This window comes from Chryseobacterium ureilyticum, from assembly GCF_900156735.1.
GTDB classification, from domain to species: domain Bacteria; phylum Bacteroidota; class Bacteroidia; order Flavobacteriales; family Weeksellaceae; genus Chryseobacterium; species Chryseobacterium ureilyticum.
In genome coordinates, this window is sequence record NZ_FTOL01000003.1 from 586,514 (window position 1) to 604,363 (window position 17,850).

At 35.7% G+C, this 17,850-nt stretch carries 23 protein-coding genes; 16 read left to right on the plus strand and 7 right to left on the minus strand.

What is annotated here, in order from left to right:
- Positions 1 to 44 precede the first annotated feature (44 nt).
- The 7 genes from BW983_RS12385 to BW983_RS12415 form a co-directional block, all read right to left on the minus strand.
- Positions 45 to 2,789, minus strand: coding sequence for a hypothetical protein (locus tag BW983_RS12385; protein ID WP_076552235.1), 2,745 nt, complete (start codon positions 2,787 to 2,789; stop codon positions 45 to 47).
- Between the two features lie 110 nt (positions 2,790 to 2,899).
- Positions 2,900 to 3,871, minus strand: a complete 972-nt coding sequence (locus BW983_RS12390) for a hypothetical protein (RefSeq protein WP_076552236.1) — start codon at positions 3,869 to 3,871, stop codon at positions 2,900 to 2,902.
- Between the two features lie 7 nt (positions 3,872 to 3,878).
- Complete coding sequence (locus BW983_RS12395; RefSeq protein WP_076552237.1) at positions 3,879 to 4,298, minus strand: hypothetical protein; 420 nt, start codon at positions 4,296 to 4,298, stop codon at positions 3,879 to 3,881.
- A gap of 126 nt (positions 4,299 to 4,424) precedes the next feature.
- A complete protein-coding gene (locus BW983_RS12400; RefSeq protein ID WP_076552238.1) occupies positions 4,425 to 5,234 on the minus strand; it encodes a hypothetical protein in 810 nt (269 codons plus the stop codon).
- Positions 5,235 to 5,242: 8 nt separating this feature from the next.
- Complete coding sequence (locus BW983_RS12405; RefSeq protein ID WP_076552239.1) at positions 5,243 to 5,974, minus strand: MIP/aquaporin family protein; 732 nt, start codon at positions 5,972 to 5,974, stop codon at positions 5,243 to 5,245.
- Between the two features lie 24 nt (positions 5,975 to 5,998).
- The gene (glpK, locus tag BW983_RS12410) at positions 5,999 to 7,495 is read right to left on the minus strand and encodes a glycerol kinase GlpK (protein ID WP_076552240.1); all 1,497 of its coding nucleotides are present in this window, start codon (positions 7,493 to 7,495) and stop codon (positions 5,999 to 6,001) included.
- A gap of 10 nt (positions 7,496 to 7,505) precedes the next feature.
- A complete protein-coding gene (locus BW983_RS12415) occupies positions 7,506 to 9,104 on the minus strand; it encodes a glycerol-3-phosphate dehydrogenase/oxidase (protein ID WP_076552241.1) in 1,599 nt (532 codons plus the stop codon).
- Positions 9,105 to 9,220: 116 nt separating this feature from the next.
- Here BW983_RS12415 and BW983_RS12420 point away from each other — a divergent pair, with 116 nt between their 5' ends.
- The 16 genes from BW983_RS12420 to rplE all read left to right on the plus strand — a co-directional run bounded on the left by BW983_RS12420 (position 9,221) and on the right by rplE (position 17,848).
- Complete coding sequence (locus BW983_RS12420) at positions 9,221 to 9,982, plus strand: DeoR/GlpR family DNA-binding transcription regulator (protein ID WP_076552242.1); 762 nt, start codon at positions 9,221 to 9,223, stop codon at positions 9,980 to 9,982.
- Between the two features lie 163 nt (positions 9,983 to 10,145).
- Positions 10,146 to 10,388, plus strand: coding sequence for a hypothetical protein (locus BW983_RS12425; RefSeq protein ID WP_139329265.1), 243 nt, complete (start codon positions 10,146 to 10,148; stop codon positions 10,386 to 10,388).
- Positions 10,389 to 10,461: 73 nt separating this feature from the next.
- A complete protein-coding gene (locus BW983_RS12430) occupies positions 10,462 to 11,277 on the plus strand; it encodes a GLPGLI family protein (RefSeq protein WP_076552244.1) in 816 nt (271 codons plus the stop codon).
- Positions 11,278 to 11,751: 474 nt separating this feature from the next.
- Positions 11,752 to 12,378, plus strand: a complete 627-nt coding sequence (gene rplC, locus BW983_RS12435; protein WP_002983195.1) for a 50S ribosomal protein L3 — start codon at positions 11,752 to 11,754, stop codon at positions 12,376 to 12,378.
- Positions 12,369 to 12,998 carry a 50S ribosomal protein L4 gene (rplD, locus tag BW983_RS12440; RefSeq protein WP_065395918.1) on the plus strand — a complete coding sequence of 210 codons (630 nt, stop codon included), beginning with the start codon at positions 12,369 to 12,371 and terminating at the stop codon, positions 12,996 to 12,998. Before rplC ends, rplD begins: the two co-directional genes overlap by 10 nt.
- A gap of 3 nt (positions 12,999 to 13,001) precedes the next feature.
- Positions 13,002 to 13,292 carry a 50S ribosomal protein L23 gene (gene rplW / locus BW983_RS12445; RefSeq protein WP_045491154.1) on the plus strand — a complete coding sequence of 97 codons (291 nt, stop codon included), beginning with the start codon at positions 13,002 to 13,004 and terminating at the stop codon, positions 13,290 to 13,292.
- Positions 13,293 to 13,314: 22 nt separating this feature from the next.
- Positions 13,315 to 14,136, plus strand: coding sequence for a 50S ribosomal protein L2 (rplB, locus tag BW983_RS12450; RefSeq protein WP_034678013.1), 822 nt, complete (start codon positions 13,315 to 13,317; stop codon positions 14,134 to 14,136).
- A gap of 2 nt (positions 14,137 to 14,138) precedes the next feature.
- On the plus strand, positions 14,139 to 14,417 hold the full coding sequence (rpsS, locus tag BW983_RS12455) for a 30S ribosomal protein S19 (RefSeq protein WP_002983209.1): 279 nt from the start codon (positions 14,139 to 14,141) through the stop codon (positions 14,415 to 14,417).
- A gap of 2 nt (positions 14,418 to 14,419) precedes the next feature.
- Positions 14,420 to 14,818, plus strand: a complete 399-nt coding sequence (rplV, locus tag BW983_RS12460; protein ID WP_029297778.1) for a 50S ribosomal protein L22 — start codon at positions 14,420 to 14,422, stop codon at positions 14,816 to 14,818.
- 7 nt (positions 14,819 to 14,825) lie between these two features.
- Positions 14,826 to 15,575 carry a 30S ribosomal protein S3 gene (gene rpsC, locus BW983_RS12465; RefSeq protein WP_034694675.1) on the plus strand — a complete coding sequence of 250 codons (750 nt, stop codon included), beginning with the start codon at positions 14,826 to 14,828 and terminating at the stop codon, positions 15,573 to 15,575.
- A gap of 98 nt (positions 15,576 to 15,673) precedes the next feature.
- Positions 15,674 to 16,099: a 50S ribosomal protein L16 gene (gene rplP / locus BW983_RS12470; RefSeq protein WP_002983219.1), complete on the plus strand. Its 426-nt coding sequence runs from the start codon at positions 15,674 to 15,676 to the stop codon at positions 16,097 to 16,099.
- 12 nt (positions 16,100 to 16,111) lie between these two features.
- Positions 16,112 to 16,297 carry a 50S ribosomal protein L29 gene (rpmC, locus tag BW983_RS12475; protein WP_027371716.1) on the plus strand — a complete coding sequence of 62 codons (186 nt, stop codon included), beginning with the start codon at positions 16,112 to 16,114 and terminating at the stop codon, positions 16,295 to 16,297.
- Between the two features lie 12 nt (positions 16,298 to 16,309).
- Entirely contained in the window at positions 16,310 to 16,564 is a 255-nt protein-coding gene (rpsQ, locus tag BW983_RS12480) for a 30S ribosomal protein S17 (RefSeq protein WP_027387210.1), read from the plus strand.
- Between the two features lie 2 nt (positions 16,565 to 16,566).
- Positions 16,567 to 16,935: a 50S ribosomal protein L14 gene (gene rplN, locus BW983_RS12485; RefSeq protein ID WP_002983226.1), complete on the plus strand. Its 369-nt coding sequence runs from the start codon at positions 16,567 to 16,569 to the stop codon at positions 16,933 to 16,935.
- Positions 16,936 to 16,956: 21 nt separating this feature from the next.
- Positions 16,957 to 17,283, plus strand: coding sequence for a 50S ribosomal protein L24 (rplX, locus tag BW983_RS12490; RefSeq protein WP_047096816.1), 327 nt, complete (start codon positions 16,957 to 16,959; stop codon positions 17,281 to 17,283).
- A 13-nt stretch (positions 17,284 to 17,296) separates the two neighbouring features.
- On the plus strand, positions 17,297 to 17,848 hold the full coding sequence (rplE, locus tag BW983_RS12495; RefSeq protein WP_076552245.1) for a 50S ribosomal protein L5: 552 nt from the start codon (positions 17,297 to 17,299) through the stop codon (positions 17,846 to 17,848).
- Positions 17,849 to 17,850 lie beyond the last annotated feature (2 nt).

Here is a 17,850-nt window from a genome sequence, read left to right on the forward strand (position 1 = left end):
TTTATTTTATATCATGTTAAAAGCTGAATTAGTTTAAAAACTTCTTATCTCTTCATGAAATAGCTAAAGTAACTGCAGCTTCCCATAAGATTTTTTGTAGTTTCAGCATCTGAGTACTGGTTTTTCAACTGAGCAAAATAAGTTCTGTACTTTTGGTTTTTAAGATCATCCATTTGTTTTTGACGGGCATCTTCTTTCTCAGACCACTTCGGATCAGAGTAATCAAAATCTTTTGGAGCTTTTGCCTCATATTGGTAATACTTTCCTTGCTCGGCACTTGCCATTTGGAATAATATTCTTGCTTTTTCCTCCTTATTGGTTGAAAGTTTAAGAGCCTTCTGATAATAGTTGATTGCTAGATCGAAGTTATCAGGTTCAATATAAGAGGTATCAAGGAAATTCTTATAATAATACTTGTAAGGATTACCCTTATCATTATTCCAGAAGTAATATTTTCCGCCGTTGCTGTTGTCAATGTCCATCACAAAAACATGTCGGTAATACCCTAAAATGGAAGTGTTATATAGAAGGTTTCCAATAAGCTGGTTCGCTTTTGCTGCTTTTTCATCATTACCATTTCCAATCTTTTTAAGCTGAATCAGAATATTGGTAAGTTCCAGTTTATTCATATTATCCTTGATGAAAGGGAAGTCGGCATAGCCCTCAGACTTCATTGATTCCGCATCTGGACTTTGGTAGCTTTCCCATACATTATGCCCGAAGATTAGCCCTGGAATATTATTAAATCCATTGTATTCGGTAGAAGTGTATTTCTTTGGAGTAACTACTTGTCCTTCTTTTTCTGTCCAGTCATAATTTTCTCTTGGAACGCCGCCAAACTGCTGAGCCTTTTCGTAATATGATTTAGCTTTTTCAAAATCTGCAAGTCTCATCGCTCTGTCTCCGTAAATAGTATTAAAGAAAGCTTCAATATTTCCTACGCTGTTCATGTTTTTAGCAATGATCTGCTGTTCAAACTGAGTCTTATTTGGTTTTCTGTAGAAGTCTTCAACACTTTTTACAAGAGTCGAATTAGGATTGTATTGCAGATCCGAAAGCTCATTGTTCATCAGGAAAGATTTTCCGTCCTCACCCTGAAGGAGATATCGGTTTGCCATAACGTCTTTAAGGAAATCTGCTGTAGAAGGAGCGTCTCCATAATAGTTGTATTCACTATTAACGTTTGCAGTATCCTTTTTCACTTTTTTTTCCACAAAGTATTCCGCATAATCTTTCATCAGGTGATCTTCAAATGCAGCATCAACTTTTGGTTGAGAAACAATATCGTTCAGAACTTTCATCCTTTTGATTTCTTCCAGATATTCAGGATTGGTTGTCTTGATTTCGTTCAGGATTTCAGTACTTTCTTTATAGTCTTTCTTTAAGAACTTAAGATAAGCATCTGCAATCTGCCAATATTCATCTTTGGATTTTTCCTTAGTTTTCGAAGTGAATTTTTCAAGAGCATCAAGATAATCTTTAGTGTTGTCATCATATCCGCCATATCCCGTTGTGTAGAAAGGAATTCTGTTTGGGTTATTCAATAATTCATCATCACTCTGATCTGCTTTATTTCCGTTTCCGGATGCATCAGATTTAGAACCACCGAAAAGATTTTTGAAGAACCTTACAATTTTCTGCCAGAAAGAAACCTTTTCCTCCTTTATCTCTTTTGTTTCTGGGGCTACTTTATCGGTGTCAGCATCCTTTGATGCTTTGGTTTCAGTATTTCCTCTGTAAACGGATACTTTGCCATACGCATCAGAAGTGTAATAATAAGTTGGAAGGTAGCTTCTTTCCAGCTCATTGATACTTCTTACAGCCATTACTTTTAAAATTTCAGAATCAGGGTTGATGTCAAACATCTTTTCCATAATAGGAATAGGATTATTAAAATCTTCATACCCTAAAAGGAAATATGCCATATTCTTTTCCTCATTCGTGTTTGCTCTTTTCATGATATTACTGAAAGAAGCTGTATCCGAAAGCTTCATGGAAACAAAAGCAGATTCTTTTTTATCCTTTCTGTTCATGAATACCTGGAAGAAGTTCCAGTTGGCATCACCATTCATTTCAAGCCCTCTCTGAGCACCGGCTAGCTGATCCAATGCCATATAATAAACCGTACCTTTTAGTTTAACAGGTTCAATATAAGTCTTGAAAGCCTGTAATGCAGCATCGTAATTTCTTGTGTAGTGATTCAGACGCACCAGCTGATATCCATAACGTTGCTTGATCTCAGGATTTCTCGCTGCATTATATAAAGACGTAAGAGCAGCGATATTTTTATTATAATCAAGAGAAGTAGCATTTTCTTTGTTCTCATCTCTTCCATAAGAATAAAATGAGTTCTCGGTTTCTACGTAATTGATGCTCATATAAGGCTCCAGATACTTAGCCTCAATTAAATAATCAATTCCTTCTTTGTATTTCTGGTAAAATCCCGTTCCTAGCTTTTGTAAAAGAGGATTTGTCGGAGTTCCGTTTTTAAGAGCATTCAGATCATTCATGCTTATTTTATACACAAGATTCTGAGCCTCTGCATAACTAAGCTGATTGTTAAAATACTTTTTCCATGCCTCGATATTATCATCAGGGATCAATGACGGATTATAATTGCCATAGAACCTGGTGGAGTAAGTATGTAAAAAAGGAAGATAAGATTTATCCTTAATGATACTCTGCGTAAAAAGATTGAAGTATTCATAATCCGGATCTGACCACGCACAGGCGTCAGATTTTGTATAGAAAAGAGATACAACCGCAAGTGAAAGAATATACTTTTTCATAGGGTTTGTAGTGTTTTTTTAATTTTTTATATAATAGCTTGTAATTCGGGTGTGGACAGAAATATTTCAGTATATCAATACTTTATGATCTGTCTTTATCTTTAAAAGATTTAAAATTTTCGATCTAACACAAATTTACTATCTAATTGATAATAAATAATATTAAAATGCTGGATTTTTTTCTCCAGAAAGTTGGTTACATCTTCGAGTTGTTCATCAGTGATTTCTTCTACCTTTATTTTGAATCCTTTATTCAGATAGTTTCTAAAATAAAATCCGTCCTTCATGATCTCCACTTCATGATCGGATATCTTTTTGAAATTAGGGTTTTCAAGGTCCTTTTTTGATAATGCATTGATCAGTTTATGTTTTCCCAGATGATTCGTAATTATTCCCCACGAGTAAATGGGTAAAGCAACCTCGATATTTTTGATCGGGTAATCTTCTATTTTGGATAGGTAGCTTTTCAAAGTGTTCACATCCAGGATAGAATTTTTATCTGACTTTTCCAATGGCGAAGACGTGGAGTAGCACATCAGGTAAACCTTTTCCACAGGAGGAATTCCGGTTTGTTTCTTATCTTTTACCTGATGAAGTCGCAATGTACATGTGATATTTTTTCCTGAAACCCTCTTGAGTTCCTTTAAAAACTTGAAATAATCATCCCGCGTACCAGCTGTCCAGTCACAATCAATTTGAATTTCATTATTGACCTTTAAATGATATTCTTCTGTTTTCCTTTGTACCAAATGATGAATACTTTCCGCCAGAAAACTGATTTCCTCCTGAGAAATTCCTAGCATCGTTTGATTGGTAATAAAAACTGTTGGAACAATCTGTTTATCCGTTTGAAAGCTTTTGTCTTTTGTAATAACTGCAACGGGCTGAAATTTTCCGCTAGCTTTGTCAACATCAAAAAACCTCGTGTACAGAAAAGAAACAGAAGCTTGGTCTAACACTTTTTTTTCATCCTGATCCAGCTTCAGATTCGTTTTCCAATAGTAAAATGTATAAGGATGATTCTCTTTCTTATTGCAGGAAACAATAAAAAATAAAACCCATAAAAATTTTAATACTTTCATCCCGTATCTATTCGTATAATTCACTTTCGCAGTTACAAGTCTCTTTGTCTATACTTTCTCTGGCAGAGCAGCAGCCTTCAAGATTCTTGATATTTCCTTTTTCATCAGTAAGATAAATTTTGTCTTTATTAAACTTCAATAGAAACGTTTCCTTGTACTTTTTGAATTCTACTTTCATTATTTTATTGACAGCATATTTCCCGGCATTTACTTCTTCTTTGGTTTCCTTCCCATTAGCCTGATTTACCTGAACATATCCAAAATATACATCTCCATTCTTTTTCACATCCAAATAATAGTGCGGAGTTCCCGTCCCGCTATAACCTTTCAAAATATCAAAACTTCTATGTCCCACAAAAGGAACTTTGACCTGTGCCAGAGCAAAAATACTGATGCAAAGAATGATTAAGCTGAAAATCTTTTTCATATTATTTTTTTTCAAAGGTAAAGATATCTGTTGAACTCATAAATAGTGGAATCCCGGTAATTTTAGGCAAACAAAAAACCACTCCAAAGAGAAGTGGTTTATCTATAATTTAGTTTAAAATCTGAATTAAAAGACTGTTGCAGCCAATTGAATTCTTGCATACTTATTCGAAGGATTCCACATTGCCATCATAGAAACCGGAAGACTGTAATGTTCCGTGATTTTGATAACCTTTCCTGCTTTTACTCCTACATTCACAATATCAAAATTGTTTTTTCCATTTCCATACAGAAAGGTATCTCCGTTCAATGAAAATCCTGCCCCCACAAAAGCATCCAGATTTACTTTCTGTCCGCTGATCACAGGATAGCTTGCCTGAACGTAGGTGGAATATCTGTTTTTCTTATAGCTTCCATCCGGCTCCAGAATAACTTCTCCGGCATTCGCTCCTCCATATAGCATGATGTCTGCTTCAATATTGATCGGAAATGAAGATCCGAAAGTATAATTCGTTCTTAGATCAATAATATGAGCTGTTCTTCTCTGCGAATAACTGAAAATATCATCCGCAGCCACCGCCGTATTGATATTCCTGGAATTATAAAGGTCCCATAATCCGATGTAAAAACGTCCGTCAGAATATTGAATATAATAATTGATCTCTTTATAATGAGTGTTGTCCTTGTCATCTGCTAGGGCAGAAGCTCCCCAAATACCTACTTTCCATTTCTTTTCCGCATCCAGAGCATAAGAAAGATTTCCCATGACGACAGGTTTATCTGTAATGATCAAACCTCTCCATAAATGGTTGTTCTGAATATTAGCTGTAAAGTCTAAACGACTTTCTTTGGCTTCTTTTACGTCTCCATTTTCCTGAGAAAATAATCTTCCTGTGCCTAAAACGAGCAGGAAGATTCCTTTTAATATTTTCATCATTTGTGTTTCTATTTTAATATCATGAATAGTAATGCCGCAATTACAGCCCCTGCAACAGGTCCTACTACAGGAATCCATGCATAGCCCCAGTCGCTGCTCCCTTTTACCGGAAGAATGGCATGCATAATTCTTGGAGCAAGATCTCTCGCAGGATTAATAGCATAACCGGTAGTTCCGCCTAAAGAAAGTCCTATTACCCAAACCAGAAAGGCAACGGGTATGGCTCCTACAGTACCTAATCCTACTTTTGCATTAGGATCAGCCTGTAAAGTGATACTTGGATCCGAAATATAAAAAATAACGAATACCAGAACGAATGTTCCAATAATCTCACTGATAAGATTGGATGAAACTTTTCTGATCGCAGGACCTGTACTGAAACACGCAAGCTTGGCACCTTCATCTTCCGTTATGGCGAAATGATCTTTATGGAATAACCATACAAGAAAAGCACCCAGCATTCCCCCAATCATTTGGGCTGCAATATAAGAAGGTACCAGATCCCAGGAAAACTTTCCGGCAGTAGCTAAGCCTATAGTTACAGCGGGATTCAAATGGGCTCCACTTATTGGACCTGCAACGGTTACCCCAACAAATACAGCTAATGCCCAAGCGGTGGTAATAACGATCCATCCGGAATTATTTCCTTTGGTATCCTTTAAGACAACATTAGCTACAACACCGTTGCCTAATAAAATAAGAAGCATCGTCCCGATCACTTCTGCGATAAATGGAGTCATATGTGTATTTTTAAGGTAAGGAAATTAATCTTCTATCCAGCACTGTGCACGAGATACGGCTTTATTCCAGAAATGAACCATAGAATCTACTTTTTCTTTTTCCAATTTTGGATGAAAATCTTTATCTACAATCCATTGAGCTTGTATTTCGTCAATGTTTTTCCAATATCCCACAGCAAGTCCTGCAAGGTACGCAGCTCCTAGTGCGGTTGTTTCAAGGGTCTTTGGTCTTGTAATTTTAAATCCGAAAAGATCAGACTGTATCTGCATTAAAAGATCACTTGCAGAAGCGCCACCATCTACTCTTAGTTCAAGACTTGCTCTTCCGGAATCTGCCTCCATAGATTTTACAATATCATAAACCTGGAATGCAATTCCTTCCAAAGTTGCTCTTGCAATATGTCCGTCAGTAGTTCCTCTTGTAATACCTACAATCGTTCCACGTGCATATTGGTCCCAATGAGGAGCTCCCAGACCGGTAAGAGCAGGCACAAAGTAAATGCCGCCATTATCTTCAACAGATGCTGCAAGATCATTTACCTGATCAGAAGAATGAATCAATTTAAGACCATCTCTTAACCATTGAATTGCTGCCCCGCCTACAAATACACTTCCTTCCAAGGCATAATTTACCTCTCCATTAATTTTCCATGCAACTGTAGTTAAAAGGTTGTTTTTAGATAAAACAGCTTCTTTTCCGGTATTCATAAGTAGGAAACATCCTGTTCCATAAGTGTTTTTTACCATTCCCGGCTTTATACACATTTGTCCAAAAAGTGCAGCCTGTTGGTCGCCTGCAATTCCAGCAATAGGAATTTTAGTGGAAAATAGAGTAGTGGCTGTTTCTCCATATACTTCACTGCTTTGTTTTACTTCAGGAAGGATGTTCTTTGGAATATTAAATAATTCCAATAGATCATTGTCCCATTCTAATGTATGGATATTCAGAAGCATCGTTCTGCTGGCATTGGAAACATCAGTGATAAACATTTTTCCACGAGTAAGTTTCCATACCAGCCAGGTATCAACAGTTCCAAAACAAAGTTTTCCGGCTTCAGCTTTTTCTCTTGCTCCTTCTACATTATCAAGAATCCATTTCAGTTTGGTAGCAGAAAAATATGCATCCAGAATAAGCCCTGTTTTTTCCTTTATCATTTCTCCATGACCTTGTTCTTTCAGTTCATCGCAATATTTAGATGTTCTGCGGTCCTGCCAAACGATAGCGTTGTAAATAGGTTCTCCCGTTTCTTTATCCCAAACGATAGTCGTTTCACGCTGATTGGTAATTCCGATTGCGGCAACTTCCAGCCCGGAAATGCCTGCTTTGGCAATAATTTCTGCTGCTACGGAGATCTGTGATGACCATATTTCATTCGGGTCATGTTCTACCCAACCCGGAGTTGGGAATATTTGTCTGAAATCTTTTTGAGAGATATATCTTATTTCTCCGCTATGATTGAATAGAATCGCTCTAGAGGAAGTTGTCCCCTGATCTAAAGCGAGTATTAATTTTTCATTCATATATCGTGTATTAATTTAGGTTAATAACTTTAGGTGAATAAGGGATTAATAAATACCCTTTTGCTAATTCAATGAATTCATTTTCCTGCTGCTGAGCCCATTCTTCAGACTGTCCTCTTTCTTCTGCAATGATTCTTGCCACATTATGTGCGCTGTCTATCGCAGCTCTTGCGTCTAAGAATAATAGGCGAGCTCTTCTGGCAAGAACATCTTCAATAGTTTCTGCCATTTCATTTCTTACAGCCCATACCACTTCCGCTACAGTGAATGGATGGTCTGGGTGTATTTTCTGTGAAAATCGTGGATTGCTTTGTTGTAATGCTTTTATAGCAGGGATGTCGGACCCGTAGACATATAAATGATTCGTTCTGTCTACCTGTTCCGGTTTTATATTTCCGTGTATAGAAAGATGTTCTGTTTTGGAAGTTGTATTGCCAAGTTTGTGAACCTGCATAGCTTTATCAATAGTGTCTTCAGCCATTTTTCGGTAAGTAGTCCACTTTCCGCCAATAATAGAAATCAAACCTGTATCAGAGGCGATCACTTTGTGGCTTCGGGAAACCTCTTTTGTGCTTTTACTTCCGTCTTTTGGAGCGGCAAGAGGACGAAGTCCGGCAAATACAGATTTTACATCTTCACGGGTTGGCTTTTTAGATAAATATTGTCTTGCAGTATTTAAAACAAAGCTGATTTCTTCTTCCAACGCACGAGGCTCAAAACTTTCGTCTTTTAAAAGTGTATCTGTTGTTCCTACTAATGCTCTGTCATGCCATGGCACTACGAATAAAACCCTTCCATCTGAAGTTTTCGGAATCATGATAGCATCATCACTTTTCAGGAATGATTTATCCAATACTAAGTGGATACCCTGGCTTGGAACCACCAGTTTACCATGCTTAGGATTATTCATATTAAGAATATCATTCGTGAAAACACCAGTAGCATTGATAACAACTTTTGCGTAAAGCTGATATTGCTGTTTTGAAAACTGATCTTCTGCAACCACTCCGATGATTTTGTCGTTGTCATCTTTCAAAAGGTTAACCACTTTCACGTAGTTAACAGCGCTTCCTCCTTTCTCAATAATTGTTTGAGTTAAATTGATTGCAAGTCGGGAATCATCAAACTGTCCGTCCTGATAAACAACACCACTTGCTAAGTGGTTTTGTTCAATAGTAGGTAGTTTTTCAACAGTTTTTGATTTGCTAATATATTTTGTTTTACCCAAACTTAATTTTCCGGCAAGGAAATCGTAAACGGAAAGACCTATTTTGTAGTAGATTCCGCCCCACCAAGTATAATTCGGAATAATGAAAGATTGGTTTTTTACAATATGAGCAGCATTTTTTGCTAATAATCCCCTCTCTTTTAAAGCTTCTTTCACTAATCCTACATCTCCCTGCGCTAAATATCTTACTCCACCATGTACAAGCTTAGTACTTCTGCTGGAAGTTGCTTTCGCAAAGTCATGAGATTCAAGCAATAATGTTTTAAAACCTCTGCTTACTGCGTCTAATGCTGAACCTAAACCACTGGCTCCTCCTCCTATGACTATAAAGTCCCATTCTTTTACATTGGTTAATTTACTGAGTTCTTCGTTTCGTTTCATAAATGTTTCGTTTATGTTTCGTTTTCAAATATATAAATTAAAAATGAAAGCAAAAAGAAAATAAATGAAATTTAAATGTTTGAAAAAAAAACGTTAATTTTGAGGAAACGAATAAAATGGAAAAGCTAATTCCAAGGCATGATGAAATATTAAAAGAGCTTGATGAAAAAGGACATATTCTCGTTCAGGATTTGTGTGAAAAGCTGAATGTTTCTTCAGTTACAATTCGAAAGGATCTGAACTATCTCGAAAGTCTGGGGCTTCTTTTTAGAAATCATGGAGGCGCAAGTAAGCAGGTGAGATATGCTTATGAAAAAAATGTAGTAGAAAAAGAAAGTATTAATGTAGAAGCAAAACAATCAATTGCTAAAGCCGCTTTACCGCTGATTCAGGAAAATGACTGTATTATACTGGCGTCAGGAACTACAATGCATTATCTGGCAAGAATGTTGATGAATTTTGGTCCGCTTACAGTTCTTACATCTTCTTTAAGAGTAGCAATAGAGCTTTGTAATAATCCTAATATTAATGTTATTCAATTGGGAGGAGAAGTAAGGAAAAGTTCTACTTCTATTGTAGGTTCTATATCTGAAGGAATACTTAAGCAATTTTCATGTAATAAGCTTTTCCTAGGTGTAGATGGTATTGATTTGGAATTTGGAATCAGTACATCCAATGCTTCCGAGGCACATCTGAATCAAGTTATGATGGAATGCGCCGATCAAACTGTGGTTGTTGCAGATTCTTCAAAATTAAACAAGAAAGGTTTCGGTAAAATTGCTTCTTTGGATCAGATAGATTATCTGATTACGGATAATGGTATTTCCATCGAAGATCAGATCGGATTAGAAGAAATTGGAGTTAATGTCATTAAATAGTGATAAATACTGAAATCTGGTTAAGTTTTTGTTTTTCAAATACTTGTTTGTTTTAAAAATGTTTTAATTATTTTATCATCAATTGGTGATTTTTTTATTAAAAAATTTGCTTGTTTGCTTTTTTTTTAATTATTTAGTAAAACTAAAACAAAAAAATATTACCATGAAAAAATTATTCTTAGTAGCAACATTAATGGTTGCTGGTCTGATGAGTGCAAACACAATCGCTCCTGAAGTTGAAATTACAGAAGAAAATACACCTGCTGTAGAAGCAGTGGAAGCAGAATCGGCTTTTGCGTGTGTTTCTGCAACGCTTTCCTGTGGAATAGAAGGGGTAGCTTGTGGAGATACAACCGGAGATATTGTAGAAGTTGTTCTTATAGCTGATGCAATATTGTGTCCTTAATTATTAATACGATAATCTATATTATGAAGAGGATGTTAAATCCTCTTTTTTATTAATTAAAACTGAAATTTTTATGCAGAAACTTGGAATGGTGTTGTTGTGTTTTTTCCTTACCATTTATGTGAAAAGTCAGAAAGTAGTTAATTTGGATGTGGTGAAATCTCAATATGTTTATTTACTGACCAGTCAGAGAGATTCATTGGATGTTGAGAACAGAGGACAGGAGTATTTTGTTTTGCAAATAGGAAAGGAGAAATCGCAGTTTATGAGTTTGAATTCTTACAAGAGAGATTCCATAACAGCTGCTCTTATTGCTAATAAGTCTTCTATTTCTAATTTGAATTTAGGAAATATTCCAAAAACTGATTTTTCATTTAGGATCGTTAAAGACCGCGGACAGAATAGAATTGATTTCTATGATAAAATAATCAGGGCTGATTTTTCGTATGAAGAAAATCCTGGGTTCAAATGGGTAATTGCTGATGAGAAAAAGAAAATAGGTGATCTCAAATGTCAGGCTGCACATCTGGATTATGCAGGACGTCATTATAAAGCTTGGTTTACAAATGATATTCCGGTTTCGGACGGACCGTATAAATTTTATGGGCTTCCGGGGCTGATCGTGGAAATGGAGGATAGCAAAAATCATTACAAATTTGAATTGTTGAGCTATAAAAATCTTGCCGATGAAAAACCTTTGTGGATTTCGGAGGGTAAACTTAGTGGGAAAAAAGTATCTAAAGCTGATTTTTACAGAGCATTAAAAAACAGCCAGGAGAATATTATTCAGGAAATCTCGAAAAGTGGATTCAGTCTTAATCCTAATGCAGAAAGTCAGGTGAGGGAAAAGCTTAAGAAGCGTAATAATCCTATAGAATTGGTTCCATAACTTAATATGGATTATTAATAGTTAAAAGCCTATGAGTGATCATGAGGCTTTTGTTTTTTTAGAACCGCTATGTTTTTCAGTTATATTTTTATAGTAGGAACAAAAAAATATTTAATAGTTGGTCTGTATACTGATATTTTGACAACAGAAACGGCGAAATGTTTCATTATCGTATAGTTATGGCATTTATTTTGCTTCTTGCAGTAGGCTCTGAATTATTAAAATTAATGATTGGAGAAAAAAGTGCAATTTTTATGATTGATTCATTTTGGTAAAACCCATTTTCTTTCTGAAAATTATCTAAATGATTAAAAATCAAAATATTTTAGTTGAAATATTTGTCAGTTACAAAAATATTCATAAATTTGCACACTCATTTTAGGAGCGTAGTGTGCCTATATCAAAAGTAGAAATCACTTCAGACTTCCGAAAAATGGAAAAAAATAAAGGATAAATTTTATTATAATATAAACAATGTCAGGTATTATTGGTAAAAAAATCGGTATGACATCTTTGTTTAACGAAGAAGGAAAAAACATTCCTTGTACAGTTATTCAAGCAGGTCCATGCTCGGTTTTACAGGTCAGAACCTTAGAAAAAGACGGTTATAAAGCTGTTCAATTAGGTTTCGATGACAAGAGTGAGAAGAACGTTGGTAAAGCGTTAGCTGGTCATTTTAAAAAGGCTGGTTCTGCTCCTAAAGCTAAATTAGTTGAATTCTACAGAGAATTCGTTGATGAAGTAAAAGTAGGAGAAGAAGTAAAAGTTGATTTATTCGCTGAAGGTGAATATGTTGACGTAACAGGAACTTCAAAAGGTAAAGGCTTCCAGGGTGTTGTTAAAAGACACGGATTTGGAGGTGTAATGCAGGCAACTCATGGTCAGCACAACAGACTTAGAGCTCCAGGTTCTATCGGTGCTGGTTCAGACCCTTCAAGAGTATTCAAAGGGATGAGAATGGCTGGAAGAATGGGAGGTAAGCAGGTAACTGTTCAAAACCTTCAAGTGTTAAAAGTTGATCAAGAACAAAATCTTTTAGTAGTAAAAGGTGCTGTTCCGGGAGCTAAAAATTCTTATGTAATTATCAGAAAATGGAACTAGTAGTATTAAATACATCAGGAAAAGAGACCGGAAGAAAAGTAACTCTAGACGAAACAGTATTCGGAATTGAGCCAAATCAGCACGCGGTTTACTTAGAAGTTAAACAGTATCTTGCTGCTCAAAGACAAGGTACTCATAAAGCAAAAGAAAGAAGCGAAATTACTGCTTCTACTAAAAAGCTTAAGAAGCAAAAAGGATCAGGATCTGCTAGATATGGTGATATCAAATCTCCAACTTTCAGAGGTGGAGGTAGAGTATTCGGACCAAAACCAAGAGACTACAGATTCAAATTGAACAAAGCTCTTAAGAGATTAGCTAAAAAATCTGTTTTATCTCAAAAAATGAGAGACAACAGCATTAAAGTTTTAGAAGATATGAGCTTTGACGCTCCTAAGACTAAAGATTTCATCAATGTATTAAACGCATTGGAACTTAACGGTAAAAAATCTTTATTCGTTCTTCCTGAAGCTAACAAGAATGTGTATTTATCTTCAAGAAACTTGCCTAAAGCTAAAGTAATGAACTTCAACGAAATTAGTTCTTACGATTTAGTGAACGCTGGTGAGATTATTTTCTTCGAAGGTGCAGTTGAAAAATTCCAGGAAAATTTAAAGAAATAAGTCATGTCAGTTATTATTAAACCAGTTATTTCAGAAAAGGCTAACTACCTTACAGATTTAAGAGGTACTTATTCTTTCTTAGTTAACCCTAAGGCGAATAAGATCGAGATCAAAAAGGCTGTTGAAGCAGCTTACGGTGTAAAAGTAGCAGACGTTAACACAATGATTTATGCTCCGAAGGTTTCTTCAAAATACACTAAAAAAGGTCTTCAAGTAGGAAAGACAAACAAATTGAAAAAAGCGGTAATCAAACTTGCTGAAGGTGAGGTTATCGATATTTTTGCTGTAAATTAATTATTAATTATAAATAATAGTAATGTCTGTTAGAAAATTAAAACCTATCACCCCGGGACAGAGATTCAGAATTGTAAACAATTTTGAGGAAATTACTACCAACAAACCAGAGAAATCTCTAACAGTTGGTATTAAAAAGTCAGGTGGACGTAACCAAACAGGTAAAATGACCATGCGTTACACCGGAGGTGGACACAAAAAGAAATACAGAATTATTGACTTCAAAAGAAACAAAGCAAACGTTGAAGCAACTGTAAAATCTGTAGAATACGATCCAAACAGAACTGCATTTATCGCTTTATTAGAGTACGCAGACGGAGAGAAGAGATATATCATCGCTCCAAACGGTATCAAAGTTGATCAGAAAGTAGTTTCAGGTGAAAGCGTTGAACCAAATGTAGGTAACGCAATGAAGTTGAAAAACATTCCTTTAGGTACTGTTATTTCTTGTGTTGAAATGAAGCCTGGTCAAGGTGCAATTTTAGCAAGAAGTGCTGGTTCTTCAGCTCAATTAACTTCTAGAGATGGTAAATATGCAATCATCAAATTACCTTCAGGAGAATCAAGAATGATCCTTACTGAATGTATGGCAATGATTGGATCAGTTTCCAACTCAGATCACCAATTAACTGTATCAGGTAAGGCTGGTAGAAGCAGATGGTTAGGTAGAAGACCAAGAACAAGAGCGGTTGTAATGAACCCAGTTGATCACCCAATGGGAGGTGGTGAAGGACGTTCTTCAGGAGGTCACCCAAGATCTAGAAACGGTATGCCGTCTAAAGGTTACAAAACTAGAAAGAAAAACAAAGTGTCTAACCGTTACATCGTATCTAAAAGAAAATAATTATGGCAAGATCACTTAAGAAAGGACCGTTCATTCATCATACTTTAGATAAGAAGGTTCAGGCAAATATAGAGTCTGGTAAGAAGACAGTTATCAAAACTTGGTCTAGAGCATCTATGATCTCTCCGGACTTCGTAGGACAAACTATTGCTGTACACAACGGGAAATCTTTTATCCCAGTTTACGTTACAGAAAACATGGTTGGTCACAAGTTAGGCGAATTTTCTCCAACAAGATCTTTCAGAGGTCATGGTGGTAACAAAAACAAAGGAAGCAGATAATCATGGGATCAAGAAAACAAGATAGTTCAATCGCAAGAAAAGAAGCTAACAAAGACGTTGTAAAAGCTTCATTAAATAATTGCCCGTCTTCTCCAAGAAAAATGAGATTAGTTGCTGATATCATTAGAGGAGAGCAGGTAGACAAAGCACTTTACATCCTTAAATATTCTAAGAAAGAGGCTTCTAACAAGTTAGAGAAATTACTTCTTTCAGCTATTGCTAACTGGCAAGTGAAAAACGAAGGAGCTGACATCGAGGAAGCAAACCTTATCGTTAAAGAAATATTCGTGGATAGTGCAAGACAATTGAAGAGACTAAGACCAGCTCCACAAGGTAGAGGGTATAGAATCAGAAAGAGATCTAACCACGTTACATTAATCTTAGGTAATAAAGAAAATTAATCAAGGTATGGGACAGAAGACAAATCCAATTGGTAATAGATTAGGTATCATCAGAGGATGGGATTCTAACTGGTTTGGTGGAAACGATTATGGAGACAGAATCGCTGAAGACTACAAAATCAGAAGATACCTTGAGGCTAGATTATCTAAAGGTGGTATTTCAAAAATCTATATTGAAAGAACACTTAAATTAGTAACAGTAACAATCACTACTGCTAGACCGGGACTTATCATCGGTAAAGGAGGTCAGGAAGTTGATAAATTGAAAGAAGAATTGAAGAAACTTACAGGTAAGGATATTCAAATCAACATTTTCGAAATCAAAAGACCTGAATTAGATGCTGTACTAGTTGCTGATAGTATTTCTAAGCAAATTGAAAACAGAATTTCTTACAGAAGAGCTGTTAAAATGGCAATGGCAAGTACTATGAGAATGGGTGCTGAAGGTATCAAAGTTCAAATCTCAGGTAGATTAAACGGAGCTGAAATGGCAAGATCAGAATCTTTCAAAGAAGGAAGAATTCCATTGTCAACTTTCAGAGCTGATATCGATTACCACTGGGCAGAAGCTCACACTACTTACGGTAGACTAGGTGTAAAAGTTTGGATCATGAAAGGTGAAGTTTACGGTAAAAGAGAACTTTCTCCACTAGTGGGACAACAGAAAAAAGGAGGTCAGTCAGACAGAGGAAACAGAGGAGGAGACAGAGACAACAGAAGACCTAGAAAAAACAACAACAATAACAATAATAATTAAAATTTTAGATTAGAAATTTTGAATTTTAAATTACCGTTACTTTTTTAAAATTAAAAAAAATCTAAAATCTAAAATCTAAAATCTAAAATTTAGAGATTATGTTACAACCAAAAAGAACCAAATTCCGTAGAGTTCACAAGATGAAGATGAAGGGGAATGCCCAAAGAGGTAGTCAACTTGCATACGGAACTTTTGGGATCAAAGCAACTGAAGGTGCTTGGATCACTGCAAGACAAATTGAAGCTGCTCGTATTGCTGCGACAAGATATATGAAGAGAGAAGGTCAACTATGGATCAAAATCTTCCCAGATAAGCCAATTACTAAGAAACCAGCGGAAGTACGTATGGGTAAAGGTAAAGGTGCTGTTGAATACTGGGTAGCTGTAGTAAAACCAGGTAAAATTATGTTCGAAGTAGGTGGAGTTCCTTACGAAGTTGCGAAAGAAGCTCTTAGACTTGCTGCACAAAAATTACCAGTAGTTACTAAATTCATCGTTGCTAACGATTTTGTTAAACCTTTATAATCTTTGAGTACAATGAAAAATGCTGATATTAAAAATTTAAGCGCGGGTGATATTCAAGCTCAATTAACTGAAGCAAAAGCTCAATATTCTAAATTGAAATTGGCTCATGCAATCAGCCCAATTGAAAACCCGATTCAAATCAAAGATTTGAGAAGAACAATCGCTAGACTAAATACTGAGTTAACTAACAAACAATAATTTCATTTTACAATGGATAGAAATTTAAGAAAAGAAAGAATCGGAGTGGTTTCCAGCAATAAAATGGAAAAAACTATTGTTGTTAGCGAAACTACAAGAGTAAAGCACCCGATGTACGGTAAATTCGTTTTGAAAACGAAAAAATATACTGCACACGACGAGAACAACGAATGCACAGAAGGTGATACAGTTCTTATCCAAGAAACTAGACCTATGAGCAAGAGCAAGAGATGGAGATTAGTAAGAATCATTGAAAAAGCTAAGTAATAATGTTACAAACAGAATCAAGATTAAAAGTTGCTGATAATACAGGTGCAAAAGAAGTACTAGTTATCAGAGTTCTGGGAGGAACCAGAAGAAGATATGCTTCAGTTGGTGATAAAATCGTTGTTACGATCAAAGATTCTACACCATCTGGAAACGCTAAAAAAGGTCAGGTATCTAAAGCTGTAGTAGTAAGAACTAAAAAAGCAGTAAGAAGAAAAGATGGTTCATACATCAAATTCGACGATAATGCTTGTGTATTACTAAACGCAGCAGGAGAAATGAGAGGAACTCGTGTTTTCGGACCGGTTGCTCGTGAGTTGAGAGACAAAGAATATATGAAAATCATTTCATTAGCTCCTGAAGTACTTTAATTTTTAAAATTTTTAAAAGAAATGTCAAAGTTAAAAATAAAAAGAGGAGATAACGTAATCATTACTACTGGTAAGAAAGATATCAAAGGTAAGACTGGTGAAGTTATTGAAGTGATCAAGAAAGAAGGAAGAGACCCTAGAGTAATTGTTGCGGGACTTAACATCATCAAAAAGCACGTTAAGCCTTCAGCTTCTAACCCTCAAGGAGGAATCGTTGAAAGAGAAGCTTCTATTCATATCTCAAACGTAGCTTTAGTTGGTAAAGACGGAAAAGCTATCAAAATCGGTTACAAAATCGAAGGAGATAAGAAAGTAAGAATCAACAAAAAAACGGGTGAAACTTTATAATTTTAAATAACACATGGAATATATAGCAAGACCCAAAAAAGCATATAAAGAGACAATTGTTCCTGCAATGATGGAAGAATTCGGGTATAAGTCAGTAATGCAAGTACCTAAATTAGAGAAAATCGTTGTATCACAAGGTTTAGGTGATGCTACTGCAGACAAAAAAATCATTGATTATGCTATAGAAGAGCTTACAAATATCACAGGTCAAAAAGCTGTTGGTACGATCTCTAAGAAAGACGAAGCTGCTTTCAAATTGAGAAAAGGTATGCCTGTAGGAGCTAAAGTTACTTTAAGAGGAAATCAAATGTATGAATTCTTAGACAGACTTACTGCTTCAGCTTTACCACGTATTAGAGATTTCTCTGGAATCAAAGCTGATGGTTTCGATGGTAGAGGTAACTACAACTTAGGTATTACTGAGCAGATTATCTTCCCTGAAATCGTAATCGACAAAGTGAAAAAAATCCAAGGGATGGACATCACTTTCGTTACAACTGCGAAGACAGATAAAGAAGCTAAAGCATTATTAACTCACTTCGGTTTACCATTTAAAAAGAACTAAGA

What these genes read in the sequence shown, in the direction of transcription:
- rplP (WP_002983219.1), top strand. Translation starts at nt 15,674, where the DNA reads ATGTTACAACCAAAAAGAACCAAATTCCGTAGAGTTCACAAGATGAAG.
- rpsS (WP_002983209.1), top strand. Translation starts at nt 14,139, where the DNA reads ATGGCAAGATCACTTAAGAAAGGACCGTTCATTCATCATACTTTAGAT.
- BW983_RS12430 (WP_076552244.1), top strand. Translation starts at nt 10,462, where the DNA reads ATGCAGAAACTTGGAATGGTGTTGTTGTGTTTTTTCCTTACCATTTAT.
- BW983_RS12390 (WP_076552236.1), bottom strand. Translation starts at nt 3,871, where the DNA reads ATGAAAGTATTAAAATTTTTATGGGTTTTATTTTTTATTGTTTCCTGC.
- BW983_RS12425 (WP_139329265.1), top strand. Translation starts at nt 10,146, where the DNA reads ATGAAAAAATTATTCTTAGTAGCAACATTAATGGTTGCTGGTCTGATG.
- rplX (WP_047096816.1), top strand. Translation starts at nt 16,957, where the DNA reads ATGTCAAAGTTAAAAATAAAAAGAGGAGATAACGTAATCATTACTACT.
- rplN (WP_002983226.1), top strand. Translation starts at nt 16,567, where the DNA reads ATGTTACAAACAGAATCAAGATTAAAAGTTGCTGATAATACAGGTGCA.
- glpK (WP_076552240.1), bottom strand. Translation starts at nt 7,495, where the DNA reads ATGAATGAAAAATTAATACTCGCTTTAGATCAGGGGACAACTTCCTCT.
- BW983_RS12395 (WP_076552237.1), bottom strand. Translation starts at nt 4,298, where the DNA reads ATGAAAAAGATTTTCAGCTTAATCATTCTTTGCATCAGTATTTTTGCT.
- rplV (WP_029297778.1), top strand. Translation starts at nt 14,420, where the DNA reads ATGGGATCAAGAAAACAAGATAGTTCAATCGCAAGAAAAGAAGCTAAC.
- rplB (WP_034678013.1), top strand. Translation starts at nt 13,315, where the DNA reads ATGTCTGTTAGAAAATTAAAACCTATCACCCCGGGACAGAGATTCAGA.
- BW983_RS12405 (WP_076552239.1), bottom strand. Translation starts at nt 5,974, where the DNA reads ATGACTCCATTTATCGCAGAAGTGATCGGGACGATGCTTCTTATTTTA.
- rplW (WP_045491154.1), top strand. Translation starts at nt 13,002, where the DNA reads ATGTCAGTTATTATTAAACCAGTTATTTCAGAAAAGGCTAACTACCTT.
- BW983_RS12415 (WP_076552241.1), bottom strand. Translation starts at nt 9,104, where the DNA reads ATGAAACGAAACGAAGAACTCAGTAAATTAACCAATGTAAAAGAATGG.
- rplD (WP_065395918.1), top strand. Translation starts at nt 12,369, where the DNA reads ATGGAACTAGTAGTATTAAATACATCAGGAAAAGAGACCGGAAGAAAA.
- rplE (WP_076552245.1), top strand. Translation starts at nt 17,297, where the DNA reads ATGGAATATATAGCAAGACCCAAAAAAGCATATAAAGAGACAATTGTT.
- rpsQ (WP_027387210.1), top strand. Translation starts at nt 16,310, where the DNA reads ATGGATAGAAATTTAAGAAAAGAAAGAATCGGAGTGGTTTCCAGCAAT.
- rpmC (WP_027371716.1), top strand. Translation starts at nt 16,112, where the DNA reads ATGAAAAATGCTGATATTAAAAATTTAAGCGCGGGTGATATTCAAGCT.
- BW983_RS12420 (WP_076552242.1), top strand. Translation starts at nt 9,221, where the DNA reads ATGGAAAAGCTAATTCCAAGGCATGATGAAATATTAAAAGAGCTTGAT.
- BW983_RS12400 (WP_076552238.1), bottom strand. Translation starts at nt 5,234, where the DNA reads ATGATGAAAATATTAAAAGGAATCTTCCTGCTCGTTTTAGGCACAGGA.
- rpsC (WP_034694675.1), top strand. Translation starts at nt 14,826, where the DNA reads ATGGGACAGAAGACAAATCCAATTGGTAATAGATTAGGTATCATCAGA.
- rplC (WP_002983195.1), top strand. Translation starts at nt 11,752, where the DNA reads ATGTCAGGTATTATTGGTAAAAAAATCGGTATGACATCTTTGTTTAAC.
- BW983_RS12385 (WP_076552235.1), bottom strand. Translation starts at nt 2,789, where the DNA reads ATGAAAAAGTATATTCTTTCACTTGCGGTTGTATCTCTTTTCTATACA.